The organism is Robbsia andropogonis (assembly GCF_000970345.1).
Taxonomy (GTDB): Bacteria; Pseudomonadota; Gammaproteobacteria; order Burkholderiales; family Burkholderiaceae; genus Robbsia; species Robbsia andropogonis.
Genome location: NZ_LAQU01000008.1, coordinates 149,565 through 173,298 on the forward strand (window position 1 = coordinate 149,565; position 23,734 = coordinate 173,298).

General features: G+C 58.3%; 19 protein-coding genes. 15 read left to right on the plus strand and 4 right to left on the minus strand.

Translation table 11 applies throughout. From position 1 onward, the window contains the following. Positions 1–30: 30 nt before the first annotated feature. Positions 31–2,322, minus strand: a complete 2,292-nt coding sequence (gene metE / locus WM40_RS10335; RefSeq protein WP_046152805.1) for a 5-methyltetrahydropteroyltriglutamate--homocysteine S-methyltransferase — start codon at positions 2,320–2,322, stop codon at positions 31–33. A gap of 138 nt (positions 2,323–2,460) precedes the next feature. Between metE and WM40_RS10340 the strand changes: the two genes are divergently transcribed. Beyond that, a complete protein-coding gene (locus WM40_RS10340; protein WP_024903861.1) occupies positions 2,461–3,369 on the plus strand; it encodes a LysR family transcriptional regulator in 909 nt (302 codons plus the stop codon). A 131-nt stretch (positions 3,370–3,500) separates the two neighbouring features. On the opposite strand, the gene WM40_RS10345 is transcribed toward WM40_RS10340, so the two are convergent. Next, complete coding sequence (locus WM40_RS10345) at positions 3,501–5,699, minus strand: TonB-dependent receptor (RefSeq protein ID WP_046152806.1); 2,199 nt, start codon at positions 5,697–5,699, stop codon at positions 3,501–3,503. A 584-nt stretch (positions 5,700–6,283) separates the two neighbouring features. Here WM40_RS10345 and ppk2 point away from each other — a divergent pair. Next, complete coding sequence (gene ppk2 / locus WM40_RS10355) at positions 6,284–7,207, plus strand: polyphosphate kinase 2 (protein WP_024903858.1); 924 nt, start codon at positions 6,284–6,286, stop codon at positions 7,205–7,207. Positions 7,208–7,279: 72 nt separating this feature from the next. Here the strand turns inward: ppk2 and xseB are convergent, their stop codons facing one another. Both xseB and WM40_RS10365 read right to left on the minus strand, forming a co-directional pair. Continuing rightward, entirely contained in the window at positions 7,280–7,543 is a 264-nt protein-coding gene (gene xseB, locus WM40_RS10360) for an exodeoxyribonuclease VII small subunit (RefSeq protein ID WP_024903857.1), read from the minus strand. Further along, complete coding sequence (locus WM40_RS10365) at positions 7,536–9,287, minus strand: exodeoxyribonuclease VII large subunit (protein WP_046152807.1); 1,752 nt, start codon at positions 9,285–9,287, stop codon at positions 7,536–7,538. Before WM40_RS10365 ends, xseB begins: the two co-directional genes overlap by 8 nt. A gap of 257 nt (positions 9,288–9,544) precedes the next feature. Here WM40_RS10365 and WM40_RS10370 point away from each other — a divergent pair, with 257 nt between their 5' ends. From WM40_RS10370 to WM40_RS10440, 13 genes are all read left to right on the plus strand, one after another. Beyond that, entirely contained in the window at positions 9,545–10,180 is a 636-nt protein-coding gene (locus WM40_RS10370) for a LysE family translocator (protein ID WP_024903855.1), read from the plus strand. A gap of 279 nt (positions 10,181–10,459) precedes the next feature. Further along, positions 10,460–11,224 (plus strand): flagellar brake protein, encoded by a 765-nt coding sequence (locus WM40_RS10375; RefSeq protein WP_024903854.1) that lies wholly within the window; start codon positions 10,460–10,462, stop codon positions 11,222–11,224. Positions 11,225–11,656: 432 nt separating this feature from the next. After that, positions 11,657–12,598, plus strand: coding sequence for a DUF535 family protein (locus WM40_RS10385; RefSeq protein ID WP_024903853.1), 942 nt, complete (start codon positions 11,657–11,659; stop codon positions 12,596–12,598). Between the two features lie 133 nt (positions 12,599–12,731). Beyond that, the gene (locus tag WM40_RS30070; protein ID WP_157685064.1) at positions 12,732–12,881 is read left to right on the plus strand and encodes an SRPBCC family protein; all 150 of its coding nucleotides are present in this window, start codon (positions 12,732–12,734) and stop codon (positions 12,879–12,881) included. A 22-nt stretch (positions 12,882–12,903) separates the two neighbouring features. Next, entirely contained in the window at positions 12,904–13,545 is a 642-nt protein-coding gene (locus WM40_RS10395; RefSeq protein ID WP_024903852.1) for a glutathione S-transferase family protein, read from the plus strand. Between the two features lie 102 nt (positions 13,546–13,647). After that, the gene (locus WM40_RS10400) at positions 13,648–14,205 is read left to right on the plus strand and encodes a GNAT family N-acetyltransferase (RefSeq protein ID WP_024903851.1); all 558 of its coding nucleotides are present in this window, start codon (positions 13,648–13,650) and stop codon (positions 14,203–14,205) included. Further along, positions 14,202–15,428: an AAA family ATPase gene (locus WM40_RS10405; protein ID WP_024903850.1), complete on the plus strand. Its 1,227-nt coding sequence runs from the start codon at positions 14,202–14,204 to the stop codon at positions 15,426–15,428. Before WM40_RS10400 ends, WM40_RS10405 begins: the two co-directional genes overlap by 4 nt. After that, a complete protein-coding gene (locus WM40_RS10410) occupies positions 15,421–17,142 on the plus strand; it encodes a cobaltochelatase CobT-related protein (RefSeq protein ID WP_024903849.1) in 1,722 nt (573 codons plus the stop codon). Before WM40_RS10405 ends, WM40_RS10410 begins: the two co-directional genes overlap by 8 nt. Positions 17,143–17,333: 191 nt before the next feature. After that, positions 17,334–18,197 (plus strand): EamA family transporter, encoded by an 864-nt coding sequence (locus tag WM40_RS10420; protein ID WP_024903848.1) that lies wholly within the window; start codon positions 17,334–17,336, stop codon positions 18,195–18,197. A gap of 275 nt (positions 18,198–18,472) precedes the next feature. Beyond that, positions 18,473–19,870 carry a GntP family permease gene (locus WM40_RS10425; RefSeq protein ID WP_024903847.1) on the plus strand — a complete coding sequence of 466 codons (1,398 nt, stop codon included), beginning with the start codon at positions 18,473–18,475 and terminating at the stop codon, positions 19,868–19,870. Positions 19,871–20,016: 146 nt separating this feature from the next. Beyond that, the gene (locus tag WM40_RS10430) at positions 20,017–20,850 is read left to right on the plus strand and encodes a cystine ABC transporter substrate-binding protein (RefSeq protein WP_046152811.1); all 834 of its coding nucleotides are present in this window, start codon (positions 20,017–20,019) and stop codon (positions 20,848–20,850) included. A 13-nt stretch (positions 20,851–20,863) separates the two neighbouring features. Then, positions 20,864–21,523, plus strand: coding sequence for an amino acid ABC transporter permease (locus tag WM40_RS10435; RefSeq protein WP_024903845.1), 660 nt, complete (start codon positions 20,864–20,866; stop codon positions 21,521–21,523). A gap of 300 nt (positions 21,524–21,823) precedes the next feature. Next, a complete protein-coding gene (locus WM40_RS10440) occupies positions 21,824–23,713 on the plus strand; it encodes an IlvD/Edd family dehydratase (protein WP_024903844.1) in 1,890 nt (629 codons plus the stop codon). Positions 23,714–23,734: the final 21 nt, after the last annotated feature.

The window sequence follows — 23,734 nt, forward strand, 5'->3', positions numbered from 1 at the left end:
ATGGCCTGCCAACAACCCATGCCGCCTGGGTTACTGCACCGTGGCACGCAACGTCTTCGCTGCAGCCACCATGTTTCTCAGTGCCGGAATGACTTCCGCCCACTGACGTGTTTTCAGGCCGCAGTCTGGATTGATCCACAATCGCTGCGCGGGAATACGCGTTGCCGCCTTCTGCATCAACGCGACGATATGCGCCTCGGTAGGGATATTGGGGGAGTGAATGTCATACACACCAGGCCCGATTTCATTCGGATACTGGTAATGATCGAACGCATCCAATAATTCCATGTCCGAGCGTGATGTCTCGATGGTGATGACATCCGCATCCATGTCGGCGATCGATGCGATGATGTCGTTGAACTCTGAATAGCACATATGCGTATGAATCTGCGTTTCGTCGTTGACACCATTTGCCGCGATGCGAAACGCCTCAACGGCCCATCGCAGATAGTGATCCCATTGCGAACGGCGTAATGGGAGACCTTCCCGCAACGCCGCTTCGTCGATTTGAATGATCCGTACACCTGCTTTCTCAAGATCACGGACTTCATCGCGAATCGCCAGCGCCAGCTGGTAACACGACACCGAACGCGGTTGGTCATCGCGAACAAAAGACCAATTCAATATGGTCACTGGGCCCGTCAACATGCCTTTCATCGGCCGTGACGTCAGTGATTGTGCGTATCGTATCCACTCCACGGTCATCGGCTTCGGCCGGCTGATGTCTCCGAACAGAATAGGGGGTTTCACACAACGTGAGCCGTAGGATTGTACCCAGCCGAACTGACTGAACGCATAACCGTCCAACTGCTCACCGAAATATTCGACCATGTCGTTGCGCTCTGCTTCACCGTGCACGAGCACGTCCAGGCCCAATGCTTCCTGCTCGCGCACACTGCGCGCGATCTCGGCACGCATTGCATCACGATAGCGCGTCTCGTCGAGTGCGCCGCGCTTGTATTCGCTGCGTGCCTGCCGGATCTCCGGCGTCTGGGGAAATGAACCAATCGTCGTCGTGGGAAACGGTGGCAGTTGCAGCAACGCGGATTGTCTCGCTGCGCGGGCGGGATAAGGGCTTTTCCGCTGGCCCAGCGTGACATCAATATCGGCGATTGCCGCCTTGACCACGGGATTGTTGACGCGCGGCGAGTGGCGCCGCCGCGCCATGGCGTCGGCATTTTCAGCGAGCGCCTCGGCCACCTTATCCCGTCCCTCCTTCAACGCGATCGCTAAAATGTTCAATTCATCGAGCTTCTGCAGCGCAAACGCCAACCACGCCTTGATGTCCGGCTCGAGCGCCACTTCACTGTCGAGGTCGACAGGCACATGCAACAAAGAACAAGACGGCGCCAACCACAACGCCGCGCCACGTTGTCGCGCCAATGGCTCGAGCCATGCCAGCGCGGCTTCCAGGTCGGTCTTCCAGATATTTCGACCGTTTATCACGCCGACGGACAGCACGCGGGGTGCCGACATTTTTTGAGATAGTATCGGCACCTCTTCGGCGGCATTGATGGCGTCGATATGAATCCCGTCGACAGGTAGTCCCGCGGCAAGGTCGAGATTGTCTTGCAACGGGCCAAAGTACGTCGCGAGAAGCAGCTTGACGCTTGATGTCTGCAGCACATCGTAGGCCCTGATGTAAGCGCGTTGCCATTGCGGGTCGAGATCCATGACCAATGCCGGCTCGTCGATCTGTACCCACTCAACGCCTTCCCGGGCAAGGGTATCCAGCAAGGCCGAATAGATCGGCAAAAGCCGCGCCAGCAGGGCCAGCTTATCCGAATCGTCCTTCGCTTTTCCGAGCCATAGATAGGTAAGTGGTCCAATGATGACCGGCTTGCTTTTTCGCCCTTGCGCACGCGCTTCGGCAAGCTGCGTGACCAGTCGCGACGCATCCAGTTCAAATGTCGTGTGCCGATGGAATTCCGGAACAATGAAGTGATAATTGGTATCAAACCATTTTGTCATTTCCCCGGCGGCAACCCCATCGCATGCGAGATGTGCGTCGACGCTTTGCGCGGAACGCCCCCGAGCCACGCGAAAATAGTTGTCGAGCGCATCGCCATGGAAGTGCCGCACCCGGCCCGGCAAGTTACCCAGCGTAAAACTCATGTCCAAGACTTGATCGTAGAACGCGAAATCGCCCACCGGCAAAAGATCGAGTCGCTCCTGGTCTTTCCAGTGGCGCTCACGCAACCGAGCGCCTAATGCCAGCAAATCATCGCGCGACGACGTGCCCGCCCAATAACGTTCGAGTCCGAACTTGAGTTCACGTTTTGCACCGATACGAGGGAATCCGAGATTGTGAGTCATCACCATGACACTGGCATCCTGAAAGAGGTAGAGGAGTCGCTGATTTCGCGCTGAAGATGATGATAGGGATTTGCATCGATGAAATATAATGGCATTATTTCATTCATTCATTAATAATTTTCATCGATAGGGATGCACACGGCCATGCTGGATCGATTTCATCTCGTCATCATTCGGGAGGTCGAACGTCAGGGCTCGCTGACCGCCGCCGCCAGCGTCTTGCATTTGACCCAGTCGGCACTGAGTCATACAGTCAAGAAGATCGAACAGCAACTTGGCACGCCGATCTGGGATAGAGAAGGGAGAAGCTTGCGACTGACACAAGCGGGGCAGTACCTATTGGCACTCGCTGAACGTTTGTTGCCGCAATTCGAGCACGCGGAAATACGCATGCGGCAGTTCGCTAAAGGCGAGCGTGGGACATTACGGATTGGCATGGAATGCCACCCTTGCTACCAATGGCTGTTGAACATCGTGTCGCCATACCTGACGCGTTGGCCTGACGTGGATGTCGACGTGAAACAGCGCTTCCAGTTCGGCGGCATCGGCGCCTTGCTTGGCTATGACATCGATATGCTCGTCACGCCGGATCCTTTGATCCGACCCGGGCTGCGCTTCGAACCCGTTTTCGATTACGAGCAGGTGTTGGTCGTTGCCGATACGCACCGGCTTGCAGGGGTCGATCATATCGAGCCAGAGGCATTGCGCGACGAGACGCTGATTACCTATCCGGTTGAAACGGACCGCCTCGACATCTATAACCAGTTCCTGAGGCCGGCCGGCATCACGCCGCATCGTCACAAGACCATCGAAACGACGGATATTCAATTGCAAATGGTCGCAAACGGCCGTGGCGTGGCGGCATTACCGCGCTGGCTTGCCGAAGAATACGCGGACAGAATGGCCGTGACCGCGGTCAAGCTGGGCGAGCATGGCATCGCCAAGCAGATATTTCTGGGAATGCGGGAAGCAGACGCATCGATCGACTATCTTGCATCGTTCGTTGCATTCGCGCGAGCGGCCGATACCCGGAATGCCAGGGTGCGCGCCTAGTGATGACGAATCGATCGACATTCGGCCCCGACACGCCCGTTGAACGGAAGCGGCAACGGCGCACGGGCGCATGACGCTGCTATGAAGTCGACGGGACAGTCGTCGGCATCAAGCGTGCTCCGCTTTTTATCTCAGAAATCGACCTGCGCCGACAGGAACAGCGTACGGGGTGCGGCCGTCGTCAGATAGGTCCCTTGTTGCAGCCAATAGCGACTACCAAACAGATTTTCGATATTGCCGCGGAACACGACCTTCTTTCGCGCGATCTGTGTGCGATAGCGGGCACCCATGTCATAACGAGTCCAGGCAGGAATGCGGAATTCGGCCGCACCGTTATAGTACTGCGCGCCGTTGTGGATAATCCGTGCATTGACGCTCAAGCCCTGTACCCACGGCAGGTCATAATCCGCACCGAAATTGAATGTGAACGACGGGACATTCGTGGCGTGGTCGCCATACGCGCTGCCATCGGTGACATCCTTGAGCTTGGCATCATAGAACGTGGCGCTCGCCATCAGCCGCAGGTTGCGGAATGCTTGGCCATATGCGGACAATTCCAAGCCGCGCACCTGCTTCTTGCCTTCCTGGCCATAGACATTGGTAACCGCGTTGGTGGTGTAATTCGGCTGTGCTATCTGGAAGATTGACACAGTCGTCATGACACGCCCCCAGTCGGCCTTGACACCCGCCTCATACTGGTTCGACTTGTACGGTGCAAACGCCTGGTTCGCATTCGCCGCATAGGCCGGTGCGCTACCGCCGTCCGTCAATCCCGATGTGAAGTTGCCATATACGGAGACATATGACAGCGGCTTGAAGACGATGCCGGCCAATGGCGAGATGGCCTCCTTCGTGTAGCTGGCGGTTTGTGCCCCCGACGTAGTGTCATACGTATCGGAACCGATCGTTTGATGTCGGAAGCCGCCCGTGATCAAAAGCCGATCATTCCAGAGGGAGATCGTATCGACCAGTTGCTCGCTGAACAAACGGGTATGACTGTTGCGCTGCGGCTCATCGCGAGCAACGGTCATCGCCGGGAGTGGCGACGGATTGTAGATGCTCGACGCGGCGCTGGTGGCGGACAAGGCATAAAAATACCCCTGCTCTTCATTGAGCGATGTCACCCCGGCGACCAATGTATGCTTCACGCCAAAGGTATCGAAGTGGAAGCGTGCGCCCACATCGACGGTGCGCGTACGGTTGTATTCGTCGTAGTAGCCGTTGTAGACAGAGAAATTACCGTCGTTGTGCACGCCAGGCGTGTACGGAAAGTTCTGGTCCGACGTGCCGTAGTGCTCACCGACAGCGCCATACAGCGTGACATATTGATTGATGTCGTATTCGGCACGCGTCATGACCGCCGTATCGCGCAATTTCAGCTTATTCCCCGGATACAGGTTGCTGTAGGCGGACGGCGACGTTGGCAACGCCGTCGCGAGACCAAAGCCGATCTGTGACCGATACTGATCGGTGTTTTCCGAGCTGTTATACGCATCGAGCCACCATCGTAGTTTCCGGCCGCGATAATCCAACGCAACAGAACCATCACCTTGGCTTTGATTGCCATGCGCGATACCGGTCTGCCCATCCTTGTACGCGCCGTTGACCCGGATGCCCCATTGATCCTGATCGCCAAAACGGCGCCCCACGTCCACCTCGGTGCCAAACTGCCCCTTTGATTGATAGAGTGCGGTGACACGCGTCAACGGCACGTCGTCGGCGCGCTTGGTTACGATATTGATCGCGCCCCCCACGCTGCCGGACGGACCCATCCCATACATCAGCGAACCCGGCCCCTGCAACACTTCGATACGATCCAGCAGGTTTACCGGCATGCGCGCAGTGGACACCATGCCATATAAGCCATTCAATGCCACATCGTTCGCGGAGACATCGAATCCCCGAATCTGGAAGGCATCGCCAAAACCTCCGCTGCTTTGCTCGGTACGCACCGACGCGTTATTGATCACCACATCACCGATCGTGCGGGCCTGCGTGTCCTGAATAAACTGCTCCGTGTAGTTGGCCACGCTGAACGGCTGGTTGATGACCTTTGCCCTACCCAATATGCCGATGCTGCCACCGCTGGCGAGCTGGCCGCCCGCATACGCCGGTGGCTGTGCGCCCGGTTCCACGCTCGCTTTTACGGATACCGCCGGCAAGGCCGAGTCCACCGTCGATGACGTTGTATTCTGCGATACCGTAGCCTGCGCATGCGCAATTGCCGGAACCGTCGCGGCACTGAGCGCCCCAATCAAGAAGCGGCCGATGGCCCGTGGAATTGCGGTGCGCTGCACGCGCATCCCCGAGTGCGTGATCCGGTTAGACATATCGATCGGTTAATGATTACAGGTGTTATCGGAATAAGAATCGTTCGCGATTGTAACGACGATATTTTAAGATTCCAATAGAAATCTTACGAATCGGATAAGAATTGTTGTGTTAACGAATCGGAAAAACCCATGGTGAACACGCGCGGCAGAAGGCCGCGTTTTTCATCGCCACGCAAGTAACTGCGTCAATCGCGGGGTCCATGAGCTAGCGTGGAGACCGTCACCGCGCTGAAATACGGTTGACGACATGCGCTGGATACATGTGACGTGGTCGAGGGCGCGAATCACCCATACCACTTTAGCGGCTTCGTGAGTCCAAGCCTGGACCGCTAACAATCGGACACCGTGTGCGATTTTTGACTAATTTTCTTAAAATACACAAAATTCGATGCTTTTCGGCCGGAATCAGCCTGAAAATAAGGAATTCGCCGACAAAAGCCGTTTCATGACCTGTCACGCGACACTGCGTTCAATCGGTGTTTCGGGTCCGGGCACGCAATATCTGACGCGCACATACATGCGTTTGCCATACGCCGAGCTGAAAATCGTAGAATCAATACCGCTATTTTGGGAGAGCAGGAATGAGTGATCGGTCCAGCGAAGAATCCGACTATTTTCGCGAACGGCTCAATCGCTTTCACGAGGAAATGATCGACGCCTACGATGAAGAGCTCGAAATGGAGATCGACGATCGCATTCTCGAGGGGGACGCGCAACTCGATCTTGAAGCGCGGAATGCGCGGAAAAGCTATTTCCGCGAACTGTATCGCCTGCAGGGTGAACTCGTGAAACTGCAGGATTGGATCGTGGCCACCGGGCATCGTCTGGTCGTGATTTTCGAGGGCCGCGATGCGGCAGGCAAAGGTGGTGCGATCAAGCGCATTACCCAGCGACTCAATCCACGCGTCTGTCGCGTTGCCGCGCTTCCTGCGCCGAACAATCGCGAAAGAACGCAGTGGTACTTCCAGCGATACGCGACGCACTTGCCGGCCGGTGGTGAAATGGTGCTGTTCGATCGAAGCTGGTACAACCGCGCGGGCGTAGAGCGTGTAATGGGTTTTTGCACGGACGACGAGTACGAAGAATTCTTCCGGTCGGTCCCTGAATTCGAGAAAATGCTGGTGCGCAGCGGCATCCAGATTGTCAAGTATTGGTTCTCGATTACCGATGAGGAACAAGAGGTACGCTTCCAGACACGTATTCACGACCCGTTAAAGCAATGGAAGCTGAGTCCCATGGATCTGGAAAGCCGGCGCCGATGGGAGGCTTATACGCAGGCAAAGGAAGTCATGCTGCAGCGTTCGCATATCCCGGAAGCGCCTTGGTGGGTTGTGCAAGCGGTGGACAAGAAGCGCGCACGCTTGAACTGCATTCAACATTTGCTGACGCAGGTCCCCTACCACGGCGTTGCGCACCCTACGATCGCGTTGCCCCCGCGCGAACACCATGACGACTATATCCGCCAGCCGGTTCCCGCGTCGATGATCGTGCCGGAAGTGTATTGACCGCAAGCCGCGCCAGGCAGCAAGCTTTTTCAGCATCGCCCTGGCGCGCAGCGACGCTGGCGTTCGATGTTTTCAGAAGGGCACGTCGTCGTCACGCTCGTCCGCGGATGCCGCCACCGGGGTCATTTCTGCGCTTTCCTCGTAGGCCCCCTCGCGAAGCGCCTGTTCCAACGCCGCCTCCACGGCATCGATCCGAGCCTTGCAGACCTTATACGCTTCCACCGACTCGTTCACGATCGACAGCAAATCGTCAATGTTGGGCTCCTGCTGAGTACGCAACGCATCAGCGTGCTTTTTGAGGATGCCATAGGCGCTCTTGAAAGTTTGCTCAGCCATTTTTTCCTGCTTTCCTGATGATATGCACGGCAATACGGCCGTCGCGGAATTCTATTTCGAGATCATTTTTGATCGCCGCTTGCGCCGCTGACGTCACGGTTGCATCCGCGTTGTCGCGCACGATTGCGAAACCACGCTGCAGCGTCCGGTTTGGCCCCATTCCCACGACCGACTGAAAGTGCGATGCCACGTCCGTTTTTGCTTGTATGACGGTGCGCCGCGCCGCGCGTCCGATATCCTGCATGCTCGACTGGAGCGCTTCACGTCGCCGCCGCGTTGCCGCGCCAGTGACATCACAAACCGCCTCATATTGCGAACGCGCTTGTTCATGCGATCGGGCCACGGTCTTCGTTGCATTCACGGTGATATCCACAAACATCGTGGGCACCTGCTGCTTGGCGTGAGCCACCAGCGTGCGGGCGCGATCAGCCACTGCGTTAATTAATTGCCGATCGGCGAACTTTGCCGCTTGAACCGTCTTGCCGGCTTGCCATCGCACTTCACTCAAGACGGCCGATGTGGCTTGCCGCGCCGCGGCGATCTGCCGATCCGCACCCGCCCGCGTTGCCGTGAACTGGCGCTCGACAACGGCGTCCGCCGCCCGGGTGGCACTCATGGCGCGATCGACGACAAGCTGAAAATGATAATGCACTTCCGCAACCCGCTGCCGGACGGTCTGCTCGATGCCGGCGGCGACTTTACTAGGCGTGTCGTACGCATGATTGGCCACTTCGTCGAGGATCGTACTGTCACGCTCATGTCCCAGGCCGGTCAACACAGGAATCGACAACGTGCAAACCGTTTGCGCCAGTTCATAATCGTTGAGCCAGGCGAGATCATTTACCGCGCCACCACCACGGATAATCACTACCGCATCGGGGGGCGACACGTTTGCGTCATGCCATGTCGCCAAACCGTCCAACAGCGCCTTACGTATCTGCTGTGCCGCCCCTTCCCCCTGAAATCGGCTATGGACATAAACAAAGCGGCAGACCGCATGGCTTTCCAGACGTTTTGCCTCGGCCTGGAAGTCGCCTAGACCGGCGGCAGACTCTGGTGCAACGACCAGAACCGCGTTAAAGTCCCACACACCGGGCAACGCGCGGTTTGCTTCGTAAATGCCCTCCTTCTGCAAGCGCGCGCGAATTTCCCGTTTTCGTGCTTCGAGGTCGCCCAATGTATATTCGGGGTCGATTGCGTCGACTTCGATACTGAAGCCAAATTCAGGCTTGAAGACCGGCCTGCCGCGAACCAGGAGTTTGATGCCCGGTGCGAGCGTCGCGCCGGTAACCCGCTCGAATTCCGGCAGGATCGCCCGTGCAACGCTCGCCCAGATCATGCCGCGTGCGCGCGCAAGGACCCGGCCTTCCGATGTACGCTCCGAGAGGTCGAGGTACACATGTCCGCCACGACTGCTGACCTCGATGACTTCAACCATGGTCCACACCGGCGCTTTATAGGCATTGGCAACGAGTTGGGAGACGCCAGCCAGGAGTTGCGAAAGCCGAATGCCCTTCTCCGGCACGGCGAGATCACGCGAGGCGGACTCATCTCCAGGCAGGGTATCCAAAGCCGCGTCGACAAGGTCGCCCGCAGCGGCTGACGACGCGGGTAACCAAGCCTGGAAGGGCGCGAGTGCCGTGCCGTCCGGGACGTACCATTTCTTGGCACTCCCATCCCAGCGGGCGCCAAGCGCTTTCGCGGCGTCTTTTTCCCGGAACGGTACCTCGAGATATTGGCTCATTTTCCAGTGATGGTCGGGAGATCCACCGCGCATGCGACTGGAGCACCCGAAATTTCGTCGAAATCAAGACGCAAACGCGATCATCGCCCGATTGCGATGATCGCTCCGAGTTTACCACCGCGATGGCGGTTCCATTTCGAAGCGATCGGCAGGTTCGACTATTCAGCCTAGCCAACAGGGGGCGCCGTGCACTTTCCCGCCCCACTCGGCCGACCTTTGTAAAATAGCCGGATCACCATACCGCGACGGGTGCACCGATGTCGTTTCATGCCTGGCTTTTCTTCCTCCCTGCCTGCTTTGCGCTGAACATGTCGTTCGGACCGAACAATGTCCTGTCGGTTTCGAACGGCGCGCGTAGCGGCATCATGCACGCGGTGTGGGCATCATCAGGCCGGTTGTTGGCATTCACGGTGATGATCACCATTACCGGCCTGGGGCTGAGCACCCTGTTACTTGCCTCGGCGACGCTCTTTACCATCTTGAAACTGGGAGGCGCGGCGTACTTGATATGGATCGGCATCAGGTTGCTGCGCTCGCGGCCGATAGACATGCTTGCCGCAACCGCGTCATCACACCACACACAGAGAACTTTGTCCCAGGATTTCAAGCAGGAGTTCTACGTGGCGGCAGGCAACCCGAAAGCCATCCTGATTTTCACTGCGTTCCTGCCGCAATTTGTCGACCGTACGCATTACGCGAGCAGCTTTACCGTCATCGGTGCGACGTTTTTGGCGTTGGAGTGGGTTGCGATTGCCATATATGCGGCTATTGGCGCACGACTGCGCTCCCTTGCGAAGCATCCGAAAGGTTTCCGTTGGCTAAATCGCGCCAGCGGCGCAATGATGGTCAGCTTCGGTATATTGCTCGCGATGGTACGCCGACCTGTCGCGTAAGCGATTTTGCCCATCCCCGCTCGTCGTACGCTCGCTCTTTAAGTGCATGCGGTGGCGCCAAGAACGCACCTGGTGCTCATGAGCATCGCAACGGCACGGCATCCTTCTCACAAATTCCGCGAATTTCCATCAAATAATTCGAACGTTTGTATTTATGCGCAATAATATTGCGCCTTTTGACGCGATGAAGCAATCTGGCACGCAAGAAAACGGTTTCTATCAAGGAATGCCGGCGCGCTGCCGTTAACAGGTAAGCCCCATGAACACACCGACCTCACGATGACTACCGATTCCGTCCCCGGCCCTGACGCAACCGATCCGTCGCAGGATATAGGCCCGGACTACGAGCAGCGTGATCCGTTGCAGATTTCCATGTCCTTGCGCACACTGATGTCGCGACGCGACCGCATGACGGTGGAATTCGCGGAACGACAGTACGTCGCGCACGTGCTCGCGGTTGACCCGCGCAACGGGACTTTCATGTTTGACTACGGCACTTTGGAAGCCGACAACGAAGCTTTGCTCAAAGCCGACGAATTGACGTTCCGAAGCTTGCCTGGGGCGCTTCACACCCATTTCACGACGGGCGCCGCGTCGAAAGTACGACTCGACGGGCGGCCTGCATTTGAAGCACGATTCCCGGAGACACTGTTCTATGTGCAACGCCGGGAATATTTTCGCGTACCAACGCCGGTGGCGGATCCCTTCGTGGCGCACGGTCCGGCTGCCGCCGGTGGCGCTTTCAGGCTTGAATTGCAAGACTTATCACTCGGCGGCGTTGCACTGCGGACCTATGAAGCGCGATTCAGCGGACTCGAAATTGGTAGCGTACTTCACGATGTGGCGCTCGAGTTGGGGCATTTCGGTTCACTGAGCGTCAACCTGGAAATTATCGCACCAAGGCAGGCAACTTCGGAGACAGGCGAAATTCGCTACGTGATTAGTTGCCGCTTTGTGGAACGCTCCGCCTTGGCGGAGCGTGTATTACAGCGTGTGATCATGCAACTCGAAACGCAGCGTAAGGCACTGGAAGAAAACCTGTGATGCCACAGGCATTGGCATCACGAAATGGCATAGTTCGGCGTAGCGAACAATCGCCATTTCGACACGAGTTTGGTCATCACGTTTTTCCACTCCATTCGCGAAAACTTCGGAAACGGCAATCCGCAATACACGCACCGGATACATGCCACGCTTCCCCAATATCTTAATGAGACGTGTTTTGCAGGTGCACGCTTAAATCGGCTGCCAAAAATCACGGCACCAATCCCGTCATTGACCAATGAATTACGTCTATGGATAATCGACGCGGCCTTGTGCTGTCGAGGCATTTGATTTTCTTTTTTGACAAGCATTTACGTTTTTACCGAAAGAAAATAAGGTAACGGTACCCTTTTAAGAAAATCGTTGCTTTATCAGAAGCGCCGCGATAAACAATGAGAATAAGAACGCAACACGCATCCCAGGGAAAATGTCATGCTGGCCCGGTTGTTGAATTCGCCTCGCAAGCTCGTCAAACGTACAAGGCAATTGCTGCATTTCGTGTCACATCGCGCCGAGCATGCCGAATATTTGCATGTCATCCGCATGGCGCGGCAAGCCGGTGTTGCGTCAGATGATAAATTGATCGACCTGAAATATCTTGGCGTCTATCTCTCGGAATTCATGAACACCGAGGCACGTCGCCAGATTTTAATGCATCACTATGGATTCCTGACGCGCAAAATCACCGATCCTCGCCTCGGTGCACGATGGACCACCGGTGCGACGCTATGGGAGCGCCGTGACGAAGCACTGGGACATGCCTTCAACATCGTCGTCGAACAGTCAGCGCTTTCGCCGATGGAAGGCGAAAGCCAACTGCGTTTTACGATGGGTGATCTGACATTGTGCACGCTGACGTTCTCGTTCTTGCGCGGCCGCGACATCAATTTGCCGCACGGCGAAGTGATCTTCATCGGCGGTGTACAAGGGGGCGTCGACTGCCGCGAGCAGATCCGCATGGCGGCAAAGTCCAATGGCGAAATCGTGCCCAACGCGATGTTGCTGGTTGCGTCGAAAGCCCTGGCGCAAGCGATGGGCATTGGCTATATCGTTGGCGTGTCGTCCGACGGCCAAGCCGCGATGGGCTATGCTGGCGAGAAAATCTCCTTGAATTACGATGCGATGTGGCAGGAAGCCGGTGCAATTCACACTGATAACGGCTATTTCGTAGTCGTTCCGGGCGCTTTGGAAAAACCTCTTGACGCCATTCGCAGCAAGCACCGCACGCGCACCTTGCGCAAGCGTCAGTTGAAGACCGAGATTAACGCAGAGATTCAAAAAAGGGTGCGCGAATTGTTCGGCCTGCAAGACGAGAGCCCATGGAACAATCATCCAATCGCTTCCACCACGCCCACTCAGCCGTTGCGGCAATGACAGCGGCGGCGCCTTATTGGCCGGCACGACAAACATGCCAATGTGCCTTTTTCACTATGGGCCGCGCGGAAACTTTTCTACCCACCCTGGTTTTTTGCGATAGTCTCGAAACGATCCTGACAGGAGCATCACGATGGCCGACGAAGGCAGTGGCACCCGCTACGTTGCGCGCGTGCTGCTTCTGGACGAAGCGGCACGTGAACGGCACGAAAAGCTTGGCTTGCATGATGGATGTAACGCGATGATCACACAGCTTGACGATTTTGCCGTTACGCTGAAATAACGGTATCGACCAGGAGCCTCCGATGTTGAAAATCCACCACCTCGGCCACTCTCAATCCGAGCGCATACTCTGGCTCTGCGAAGAACTCGACGTGCCGTACGAGATTGAAAAATACACACGTGACCCGATTACCCGTCTATCCCCGCCGGAATTGAAAGCCTTGCATCCGCTGGGAGCATCACCGCTGTTGGAAACCAACGGCCTGATACTTGCGGAGTCGGCTGCAATCGTCGAGTATATTCTGGCTAAATTCGGCAATGGAAGGTTGCAGCATGGGCCCGATCACCCTGGTTTCGCGCCGTATCTCTACTGGTTCCACTTTGCAAACGGCAATCTGCAACCCGTGATCATGCGCGCGTTGACTGCCGAACGCTGCGGTCTCGCCAACGATCACCCGACCATCAAGGCAACGCAGGAACGCCTTGCAAAAGTGCTGGCGCTGATGAATGACCATCTGTCCCGAAATGCTTGTCTCGCAGGCGACGCGTTCACCGCAGCCGACATCATGACCGTCTTTTCGCTGACGACCATGCGCTTGTTTTATCCGATCGATCTCGCGCCCTATCCCGCCATTCGCACCTATTTGCAACGGATGGGCGAGCGCCCCGCGTATCGGCGTGCAATGGCCAAAGGCGATCCGGACCTGACACCGATGTTGGCCTAAATTCGCTTTTTGCATGAGCTATTCCCGGGCAGTCCAGGCGCATTTTCGTATGCAGCTTCGATACGCTAGGTATCATGATGCCGATCAACACGGGAGATTTACATGAACGTTCGCGATGCCGCCGCCGAACACCTCGAAGGCATTACGGCTATTTATAACCACGCCGTGGAACACACCACAGCGATCTGGAACGATGTGACGGTAGATGTGGCTAATCGCGCCGCATGGCTCACGTCTCGTCGAGAAACCGGCTATCCGGTATTGGTTGCCGTGGATGAACACAATACCGTTCTAGGTTATGCCTCGTTCGGCGATTGGCGCGCATTCGATGGATATCGCTATACGGTCGAACATTCGGTATACGTCCGGAGCGATCAGCGCGGCCAAGGCATTGGCAAAACATTAATGGACGCACTGATCTGCCGTGCGCAAGCGCTCGGCAAGCACATCATGGTCGCGGCGATCGAAGCGAACAACAAAGGTTCGGTGCGCTTGCACGAGAAATTGGGATTCGTGCAAGTGGGCCACATGAAAGAAGTCGGCACCAAATTCGGCGTCTGGCTCGACCTTGCCTTCATGCAATTGCTGCTGGACACGCGTCCAATGCCAGATCAACCTTCTGCCGGCATGCAGCACACATCTCACGCCTTTCGGCCATGACTATTCGCCATTCTCCGTCCGCTTCCCTTCTTGCACCCGACGACGCATTACTCGGAGAATATGCACATCCGGGCAATGAGGGTGCGGGACGCTGGCATGTCTCCCGCTCCGATCGTCCGAATCTTTACCGAATACAGCATGGGCTACCCGGACAATCGGTCAAGGTGGACACCGTCGTCGATCTCGATAATCTACACGCGAAGCTCAACAAATGGCAACGCGAGGGATTCGTCAAACGCACTGTCGATCGCGATACATCGTCTTTTTCGCATCCCACTTTCATGCCGGATCTCCGTGACGCGGCAGCACGCTTGCACGCCGTGGAGCGCGCGAACGATCGCGCTGGCGTGACCATCGGCCACGTGGTGGTGCCGACCGGCACGGGCGGTCCCTTGGTGCCTCCCGTCAACAATGCCTATCTGTTCGCCGCACGCTCGGACGACGTGCTGCGAGACGTCAACGAGAATCGGCGCATCATGTTGATCGGCCATACCGGCACCGGCAAGACAAGCCTGATCGAACAGGCCGCGGCACGTTGCAAGCAAGGGGTGCTGCGCGCCAATATGAACGGCCAGACGAGCGTAGGCGATTTTGTCGGCTTCTGGACCGTCAAGGGCGGCGAGACGGTATGGGTCGATGGTGTGCTGCCCATCGCGATGCGACAAGGCCTGTGGCTGATCATCGACGAGATCGATTTCGCGGAGCCGGCCATCCTCTCTGTCCTGACCGCGGTGCTGGAACCGGGTGGCAACCTGATGCTGAAGGAGAAAGGCAACGAGATCATCGCGCCGCATCCTGCATTCCGTCTTTTCGCCACAGCCAACGCCGTTGGTGCGATGAGCCGCTTCCGGCACTTGTATCAAGGGGCCAACCTGATGAACGAGGCATTTCTTGATCGTTGGCGCGTCTATCTGATCGACTATCTCTCGCCCGAGGACGAAGCCGTCGTACTGCGTCAGACGTTCAACAGCCTGTCCGACGGCATGGCCCGCACGCTTGCGGCCATCGCCGCGGACTGTCGGGCGGCTTTTATCCGCGAAGACATCGGCAGCGCTTTCTCCACGAGACGGCTGCTTGACTGGACCGCGATGATGTTGCGTACCGGCGACCCGGAGATCGCGGCGGGACCGACGATCTATGCGAAGGTGGATGCCGAGGACGCCGCATTGATCGGCAGCATCATCCGGCACCATATCGCCATCGATATCGAAGGCGATGCCTGATTCTCCGCTCACGTCAGAACATGCGCTTGCCGACCACCTGTCGAAGGTGGCGCGCACCCTGATTGGCGTCAATGACGCAACGGTCGTCTTCACTGCCGGCAGCGCGTCGCGGGATGGCCGGTACATCACGCTGCCGGCACGATTGATCGACGAGAGGGCATCGCTCGCGACGATGATCGGCTATGTCGATCAGCTCGCTGCCAGAGCCTGCTTCAGCGACATGCCGGCAATCGATGCGTTGCGCACGCCGATGCTACGCAGCCTAGCCCAGGTTCTCGACGATCACCGTACCGCGGCGCGACTGACGGCGCGTCACCCTGGCGCGCGATGCTTCATCGCCGCGGCACGGGCGGAGCAGGCACGACAGATGCGCCAACGCTGGCCCGATCTGCCCTGGCGGCAACGCTTAATCTGGCACATCGAACAAACACTCTGGCAGACAACCCCTACCATCGATGATCCGGATGCGGAAAGCCGACGGGTTCTCGATGGCATCGCGGATATTCTTGTCGCGGCGCGTACCGCGTCATCGACATTCGACAGCATTCGTTTTGCGTTCGCTCTGGCCGCTCGCGTCCGTGCGCTGAACACCGATGGCGTCAATGCGATGATGTTCGTCCCGGACGGCGACAGCGGTGGTGACGCAGCGGACGGATCGGATGACGACGTGGGCGACACCTTGCCTGATGCAGACAGAACGCGGCCGCCACAAGCTGGCGACGCGGCGGCAGGTGCGCTCGCCGACTCGGCGGAATCAGCGAGGGCGCCGTCGGCGGGCGATGTTGCCGACCGTGCTTCCGCGCCGCCGGGAGCAATGCCGTTGAACCACTCGATTCCGATCACCACGGCTTTCGATACGGTCACCGATGTAACCGGGCAAGGTGCCCCGCTGGCCTGGCGCCGACTGCGCAATGCGGCGCGCGCGCAGACCGCGCCGTTACGGGCAGCACTCGAACGCGTCTTGCAGTCCGAGGAAGCCACGCACTGGCGAAGCGAACAGGAGCGTGGCGAACTCAATCGCGCGGCGTTGTTCCGGTTTGCGGCATTCCCAGGATATCGCACGCCGTTCCAGACCCGACGCCTCATGCCCACGCGCGATACCGCGATCACCCTGCTGGTCGACCGGAGCGGATCAATGGCCGCCAGCAAGATTGCGCTCGCGCGCCTCTGCGTGGCGGCATTGAGTGACGCGGTGACGCGGCTTGGATTTGCATGCGAGGTATTGGGCTACTGTTCGGTGGAAGATCCGGAAATGCGCGATTTCTATCACCGCTGGCGCGACGCCGGAAATCAGCCGGAAGGGTATAACCGCTTCGTCGAGAAATTGGATCTCCAAATCTACAAGCGCTTTGATTCCCATAACCTGTCCGGCATCGCCTGCATCGAATGCGGTCATGAAAATCCAGACGGCGAAGCGCTTAGCTGGGCGGCAACACGACTGATGGACCGCCGCGAACGACGCCACGTGATGATGGTGTTCTCCGACGGCTATCCCTCGACCGCGGACGGCGACCCGGCCCTGCTGGGTTCCGACCTGAAGCGACGGGTGGAGGAATGGCGCATGCAAGGCGTTGCGCTGGTCGGCGTCGGTATCCTCAACGATGCCGTCGAGTCGTTCTATCCCTTGACCGCCGTGGTAGACACGTTACAGGACCTGCCGGATAGCGCCTTTACCTTGCTCGGCAAGGCTTTGCTGAAGCGGCGCCATCGCTGACATTTGCATAGGGAGTGTCTCGCCGTCAGGCGAACACCCGCCTGATCCGCCTAAAACCATCTCCTCAGGTCCAACGCCCGCCACGCACCATCCGTACTTGCATAATCCGTTGGAAAGTGAAATGCTGCACGACCGGCAATGCATGGTATTGCCCAAGCTTCATCGTGGACGTGTGATGTCGAGGAGACGCTTTGCCCCAACGAAATGAGACCTCATCGCGGACGGCATCGCTGGCGTCCCTTGCGGCAATCGCCGGCATGGTGTCCGTACAGACCGGCGCGGCCTTTGCCAAGACGCTGTTCCCGATGGTGGGCCCGGAAGGCATGGCGGCACTCCGCCTGGCGCTGTCGGCGGTGTTGCTTGCCGCCCTGATCCGTCCATGGCGTTGCTGGCGCACGCCGGGCATCTGGCCTGCGTTAATAGGCTATGGTGTCACGCTGGGCCTGATGAACCTGATGATCTATCACGCCTTCGCCACCATCCCGGTCAGCATCGCGGTATCGATCGAGGTGATTGGCCCACTCGGCGTGGCGTTGCTCTTGTCCCGGAGAAGGATCGACCTGGTATGGATTGCGTTATCCGTTGTGGGCTTGTGTCTGTTGCCCTTTAGCGCACTAGGTGGCTGCCTGGATCCACGGGGCATTGGTTTCGCACTGGCCGCGGCGCTATGCTGGGCCTTGTACATGACCTTCGGCGCCCGTGTCGCCCATCTGGGTACCCGAGCAGTGGCCAGCGGGATGTTGATCGCCGCCAGTTTCGCCGTCCCGATTGGCGTGCATCAGGCGGGCGCGACACTATGGCAAGGACCTGTCCTGGCGATCGGTTTTGCGGTCGCGTTACTGTCGAGCATGATTCCGTATCTACTGGACATGTTTGCACTGCACGCCCTGCCGTCTCGCGTTTTTGGCGTACTGATGAGTGCATCTCCCGCAATCGCCGCACTGGCAAGCTGGATCGTGCTGGGCGAGACATTAAGCCCCTGGCAATGTCTCGGCATCGGTGCGATCACCGTGGCCTGTGCGGGAAGTGCGCGGTTTTCGCGACACCGGACCTGACGGCGTCCAATAGGGTAAGCCGACGCCGCGCGGATCCGGCGTTTCGCCAAGGTCGATACCTATTTTCTCAGCTTGTTTCGCACCGAGGACGCACTGCCATCATTCCTGCGCTACACTGAATTTGACTTTAGCCGTGAACGTTCGCCAATTCGAGGTATTTTGCCGGAAGCGACTGGAGACAACGGGGCACTGATACGCTATCCGAATGGATGCCACATCGCTGCCCCGGCCGTCGGCAGCGGACGACATATCAACAAAAAAAGCGAGCCTCGACCATGAGCATCGTCATCGCCATTCTCGCGCTTGGCGCGTTGATGCTGGCTGCCTACCGCGGCTATAGCGTCATCCTGTTTGCCCCCCTTGCCGCGCTGGGCGCGGTACTGCTCACCGATCCGTCCGCTGTGGCGCCTGCTTTCTCGGGGCTCTTCATGGACAAGATGGTCGGATTCATAAAGCTGTATTTCCCCGTATTCCTGCTTGGCGCCCTGTTCGGCAAGCTTGTCGAACTATCGGGGTTTTCCCGGGCGATTGTCGAGGCGGTCATACGCTTGCTCGGGCGCGAACGCGCTATTCCTGTCATTGTCGTCGTGTGCGCATTGCTGACCTATGGGGGCGTATCACTCTTCGTTGTCGTGTTTGCCGTCTATCCGTTCGCGGCCGAAATGTTCCGCCAGAGCGGCATACCAAAACGGTTGATGCCGGCCACCATCGCCTTGGGCGCGTTCACCTTCACGATGGACGCCATGCCGGGCACGCCGCAGATTCAAAACATTATCCCGACAACCTTCTTTCATACCACTGCCTGGGCCTCCCCCTGGCTGGGCCTTCTCGGATCCTTCTTCGTCTTCATTCTCGGCATTGTCTATCTCGAGCGGGCGCGCAGCCGTGCACAACGGGCCAATGAAGGCTATGGCACCAATCTGCGCAATGAACCCGAAACCCCGGCGAATATCGCGTTGCCACATCCGCTGATCGCGCTCGCCCCCTTGATCATCGTCGGCGTCAGCAATCTGATTTATACCAGGGCGATCCCCGTATGGTTCCCGGGGGTATACTCACTCGCCCTGCCCGGCCTGCCATCCCCTATCCCGGTGGACGCTACGAAGCTCGTCGGGATCTGGGCGGTGCTTGCCGCGTTGGCTTCCGGTTCACTGTTTGTCTTGATTTTCGGTTGGCGCGGAATGCGCAATGGTCCTGGCATTGCCGAGGGGACAAAAACCGCCGTCAGCGGCGCCATGCTGGCGACAATGAACACGGCCTCCGAATATGGCTTTGGCGCGATCATCGCGGCGCTACCTGGCTTCCTGTTGATCGCCGAAGGGCTGAAGGCCATTCCGAATCCACTGATCAACGAAGCGATCGCGATCAACCTGCTCGCAGGCATCACCGGTTCGGCATCCGGAGGCCTGAGCATCGCGCTGGCGGCAATGTCCGACCAGTTCATCGCCGCGGCCAATGCCGCGCATATTCCTATGGAAGTCATGCACCGGGTCGCCGCGATGGCCTCCGGCGGCATGGATACCTTGCCGCACAATGGCGCGGTGATTACGTTGCTAGCGGTCACGGGGCTCAGTCATCGCGAGTCGTACGGCAATATCTTCGTCATGACCTTGATCAAGATCGCGGCGGCATTCTTCGTGATTGCGTTGTACTACGCGTTCGGTATCGTTTGATATCTTACGACCAGCCTTATACGGCGCGGGAATATCGCGTGCCGTTGCGCCTGGATTGCCATCTTTTGGTAAGCTCGACCTCCTCTGTCCCGATAACTCGGCGTCCGTGACGGACGCCGGCGGTTTTTCCATCAGCAGGAGTCGCAATGGCCAGTCGTTTTTCCCCGCGCAACGTGGCGCGTGCCTTCTTCAGCGCCACCGCGTTTTCACTCTCGGCGCTGTCCTTCATCGCCCCATGTGCGCATGCGGCGGATCTTCTCGACACCGTGAAGCATCGCGGCACGCTCGAAATCGGCTTGGAAGGCACCTATCCTCCGTTTGGTTTCAAGGCGCCTGGCGGCGACCTGCAAGGCTTTGACGTCGACGTTGCAACAGAGTTGGCCCGTCGCCTCGGCGTCAAGCCGCATTTTGTGACAACCGAATGGAGCGGCATTATCGCTGGCCTCCAGGCGGGCAAATACGATGTGATCGTCAATCAGGTGGGGATTACCGCCGCCCGTCAGAAAATGCTGGATTTCTCGACGCCTTACACCTATTCCATTGGCCAACTGATCCAGCGGAAGAACGACGACCGGCAATTCCGTTCGCTTGACGATTTGAAGGGCCACAAGCTGGGCGTCTCGTTCGGCAGCAACTATAACGATATGGCCAAGGCGGTGCCGGGCATCGACGTTCGCACCTACCCAGGCGCGCCGGAATATCTGTCGGACCTGGCGGCGGGACGGATCGATGCGGCACTGAACGATCGCCTGATGCTCGCCTATCTGCTGAAGCATTCGGCACTGCCGTTGCGTACCAGCGGCACGGCTGGCGACCCTTCCGAGATGGGCATCCCATTCCGCAAGGATAATCCCGCCTTTGCAAAGGCGGTGAATAACGCGCTGGCCGACATGCGCAGCGACGGCACATTGACCAGACTGTCCGACAAATGGTTTGGCGTGGACGTGTCCAAGCCACTGTCAGCGACTGCGGCAAAGTGAGTTTCGGCAGGCGATGAATTTCTCCGACATCCTGCTTCAATCGGCGCCCGCGTTGGCGCTAGGCGCCTGGCTGACCGTCAAGTTCGCGGTCTTGTCGATGATCTTCGGGTTGGTCGCCGCCGTGGTCCTTGCAACGATGGGCATCAGCGGCAATCGTTTGCTCGCGGGCATCGCACGCCTGTATGTCAGTGTGATGCGTGGCACGCCTTTATTGGTACAGATCTTTGTCGTGTACTACGGCCTGCCCGCGCTGGGAATTTCGTTGGATCCGACACCGGCGGGCGTGCTTGCCCTGTCGGCCAACGTGGCGGCTTACCTCTCCGAAAGCATGCGAGGCGCGATTCTCGGGATCGCCCCGGGACAATGGCTTGCGGCGTACAGTCTCGGCTTGCGTCGCGGTCAGGCGCTGCGCTTCGTGATCGGTCCACAGGCACTGCGGATTGCCACACCAAGCCTGGCGAATAGCCTCATCAGCCTCATCAAGGATACGTCGCTGGTGTCGGTGATCACCGTGACGGAACTGTTGCGCAGCACGCAAGAGCTGATCGCATCAACTTTCTACACACTGCCCTTCTACCTGGTCGCGGCGGCGACATACTGGATCATGTGTACGGTGCTCGAGATCATTCAGCGGCACGTGGAACGGCGACTGTCTTTACCTGGGAAACATTGATCGCCATGGAAGAGTAGCTTGAAGACACGCATGCATCACCTGGATCATCTTGTTCTGACATGCGTCGACATCAAAGCCACCATGCGCTTATCGAGATATCGGAACCGCTGATCTAGCTGGCTACGCGACACGATTGCCGGCTCGCTCTCACCGCCTTGCCGGAACAACATTGCAATAGTCGGTCTTTTGTTCGTGCAACATGCGGGCAAAGATCGAACTTTGCCCTAATAAACGCGTTAACCCGAATAACCTGTCTCAATAGTCTGACTATAATGAGGGAAAATAATCAGGAGGAGACATATGAGCGAGGATCGCGCATCCGACGTGCGGCTTGCCACGGGCGAAGCGGAAACTGACAGCGCACACGCGGCGCATGGCGCAACGGCGCACGGCAGCAATACACCGAGCGCCGGCCTCACCGATCATCCGACTGGCCCGGCGAGTGCATCCGGCCGACCACTGCGATCCGCGCAATGGTTTGGTACCGCGGACAAGAACGGCTTCATGTATCGGAGCTGGATGAAGAACCAGGGCATTCCCGATCATGAGTTCCAAGGTAAGCCGATCATCGGCATTTGCAACACCTGGTCCGAACTGACGCCCTGCAACTCCCATTTCCGCAAACTGGCCGAACACGTCAAACGCGGCGTATTGGAAGCAGGTGGCTTCCCCGTGGAGTTTCCCGTTTTCTCGAACGGTGAATCCAACCTCCGTCCCACGGCCATGTTCACGCGGAATCTCGCCAGCATGGATGTGGAGGAAGCCATCCGCGGCAATCCCATCGATGCGGTGGTGTTGCTGGCTGGCTGTGACAAGACAACACCGGCACTACTGATGGGCGCGGCCAGTTGCGACGTGCCGGCCATTCTCGTCAGCGGCGGCCCCATGTTGAACGGCAAACACCGCGGCCGCGACGTTGGCTCCGGCACACTGGTCTGGCAACTGAGCGAACAGGTCAAGGCTGGCACCATTACCCTGCATGATTTCCTCTCCGCCGAAGGTGATATGTCGCGCTCGGTTGGCACATGCAATACCATGGGTACCGCCTCCACCATGGCGTGCATGGCCGAGGCGCTCGGTGTCACACTACCGCATAACGCGGCTATCCCCGCCGTCGATGCGAGACGGTACGTGCTCGCCCATATGTCCGGCATGCGCATCGTGGAAATGGCTCGCGATGGTGTGACCCTGTCCACGTTGCTCACGCGAGATGCGTTTGAAAATGCCATTCGCGTCAACGCCGCCATTGGTGGCTCGACGAACGCCGCGATTCATTTGAAAGCCATCGCCGGGCGCATTGGCGTACCGCTGGAACTGGAGGACTGGACGCGAATCGGCCGTGGCACCCCTACCTTGGTCGACTTGCAGCCGTCGGGGCGCTTCCTGATGGAAGAGTTCTACTACGCCGGCGGGCTGCCTGGCGTGCTGCGGCGCCTGGGTGAGGCAAATCTGATCCCGCATCCGGATGCACGTACCGCCAACGGTCGAACGTTGTGGGAAAACGTCTCGGACGCACCCATTTACGACACAGAGGTGATCCGCGAAATCGACAAGCCCTTGCTGGCGGATGGCGGACTGTGCGTCCTGCGCGGGAACCTCGCTCCCTCCGGGGCCGTGATCAAGCCATCGGCTGCAACCGCCGCGTTGTTGAAACATCGTGGTCGCGCGGTTGTGTTCGAAAGTCTGGAAGACTACAAGGCACGCATCGTCGATCCTGACCTGGATGTCACCGCGGATTCCGTACTCGTCTTGAAAAACTGCGGACCCAAGGGCTATCCCGGCATGGCCGAAGTCGGCAATATGGGATTGCCGCCAAAATTGCTCGCGCAGGGCATTACCGACATGGTGCGCCTGTCGGATGCACGGATGTCCGGCACCGCGTACGGCACCGTGGTGCTGCACGTTGCTCCGGAAGCGCGTGCCGGTGGTCCGCTTGCCGTCGTCCGGGAAGGCGACTGGATTGATCTCGACAGCTATCGTGGCGTCCTCCGCCTTGATATTCCTGATGAAGAACTCCAAGCGCGACTGACGGAATGGCACGACACGCATGCGCGAAAGGCGCCTGACCCTGCGGACCAGAGTGGGTACCGCAATCTTTACGTAGATCACGTGCTGCAAGCGGACCAGGGTTGCGATTTCGACTTCCTTGTTGGTTGTCGTGGCGCCGCGGTACCGCGTCATTCGCATTGACCCCATAGCGCTACTGTCCAA